General features: G+C 62.2%; 1 protein-coding gene and 1 pseudogene. Both read left to right on the plus strand.

Translation table 11 applies throughout. The features are described from left to right. Positions 1–1,186 (plus strand): urea ABC transporter substrate-binding protein (urtA, locus tag EN935_RS34335; protein WP_127374147.1); only part of this gene is annotated, 1,186 nt, incomplete at its 5' end. Between the two features lie 139 nt (positions 1,187–1,325). Continuing rightward, positions 1,326–1,766: pseudogene (locus EN935_RS34340) on the plus strand (urea ABC transporter permease subunit UrtB); the annotation flags it as partial.

A 1,766-nucleotide genomic window follows, 5' to 3' on the forward strand; every position in this document is an offset into this window, starting at 1 on the left:
GTCGGGGACCATGGCGATTTCGGAGACGACGCTGAAGGACGCCATGCTGATGCTCATCGACGAGCAGAACGCCAAGGGCGGCCTGCTCGGCAAGAAGCTCGAGGCGGTGGGCGTCGATCCGGCTTCCAACTTGCCGCTGTTTGCCGAAAAGGCGCGCGAGCTCATCTCCAAGGACAAGGTCGCGGCGGTGTTCGGCTGCTGGACCTCGGTGTCGCGCAAGTCGGTTCTGCCGGTGTTCTCCGAACTCGACAACATCCTGTTCTATCCCGTCCAGTATGAGGGCGAGGAGAGCGAGCGCAACGTGTTCTACACGGGTGCGGCGCCGAACCAGCAGGCCATCCCGGCCGTCGACTATCTCATGAGCGAGGATGGCGGTTCGGTGAAGCGCTGGGTGCTGGAAGGCACCGACTACGTCTATCCGCGCACCACCAACAAGATCCTCGAAGCCTATCTGAAGGCAAAGGGCGTGGCGGCGGAAGACATCATGGTCAATTACACGCCGTTCGGCTTCTCCGACTGGCAGACCGAGGTTTCGGCGATCAAGAAGTTCGGTTCGGCCGGCAAGAAGACCGCCGTCGTCTCGACCGTCAACGGCGACGCCAACGTGCCGTTCTACAAGGAACTCGGCAACCAGGGCATCAAGGCCGAGGACATCCCGGTCATGGCATTCTCGGTCGGCGAGGAAGAGCTTGCCGGTCTCGACACCGCGCCGCTGGTTGGCCATCTCGCCGCCTGGAATTACTTTGAGAGCGTCGACACGCCCGAAAACAAGAAGTTCATAGCCGACTGGCACAAGTTCATCAAGAACGACAAGCGCACCACCAACGACCCGATGGAAGCCCACTATATCGGCTTCAACATGTGGGTGAAGGCGGTCGAGAAGGCCGGCACCACCGATCCGGACAAGGTCATCGACGCCATGATCGGTGTCTCGGTGCCGAACCTGACCGGCGGCTATTCGACGATGATGCCGAACCACCACATCACCAAGCCGGTGCTGATCGGTGAAATCCAGGCCGACGGCCAGTTCGAAACCGTGTCGCGCACACCTGGCTTGGTGATGGGAGACGAATGGTCCGACTATCTGCCTGACTCCAAAGACCTGATCTCCGATTGGCGCGCGCCTCTGTCCTGCGGCAACTTCAATGTCGCCACCGGCAAGTGCGGCGGCAAGGGCACAAACTGATCCTCCCCGGGCTGGACCTTCAGGTCCATGCCCTCGGGCTGGACCTCTTTGGTCCATGCCCATGACCGCGCGCGTCCGGACGGCTTCCTCCGCCGTCCGGACGCCCAATTCAACCTTCTTCAAAGGTCACCTGGAGCCGATGAACCTGTTTCGCGCCATTGGTCTGACGCTGTTGTTCCTGCTGGCGACGCTGTCGTCATCGGGCGCAAGCGAAGCCGATCTGCGCGGCATCATCGCCAAATTCGCGACGGCCAAGGGTTTTTCGGAGGTCGGAGCCGTCGTCCACGAACTGGCGGCCACCGGCGATCCGGCTGTGGAACGGCCGCTTGCGGCACTCGCCGACGGCAACCTTTATGTCCGCAAGGCCGATTCCCTGGTGTTTGCCGGCAAGGAAGCGGGCGAAAGCGTCCAGCTTTCCAACCCGTTGAGCGGCGAGGCATCGGGCGAGGCCGCCAAGGACGACATCACCAAGATCAAGGTCAACAACACGCTGCGCCGCGTCATCCGCGATGCGTTGGGCACGCTGACGCTTGGCGCCAAGGACCCGGCCGTGCGTATTGCCGCCGCCGATACCATGTTC

Origin of the sequence: Mesorhizobium sp. M7D.F.Ca.US.004.03.1.1 (genome assembly GCF_003998635.1) — a bacterium.
Lineage (GTDB): Bacteria > Pseudomonadota > Alphaproteobacteria > Rhizobiales > Rhizobiaceae > Mesorhizobium > Mesorhizobium loti.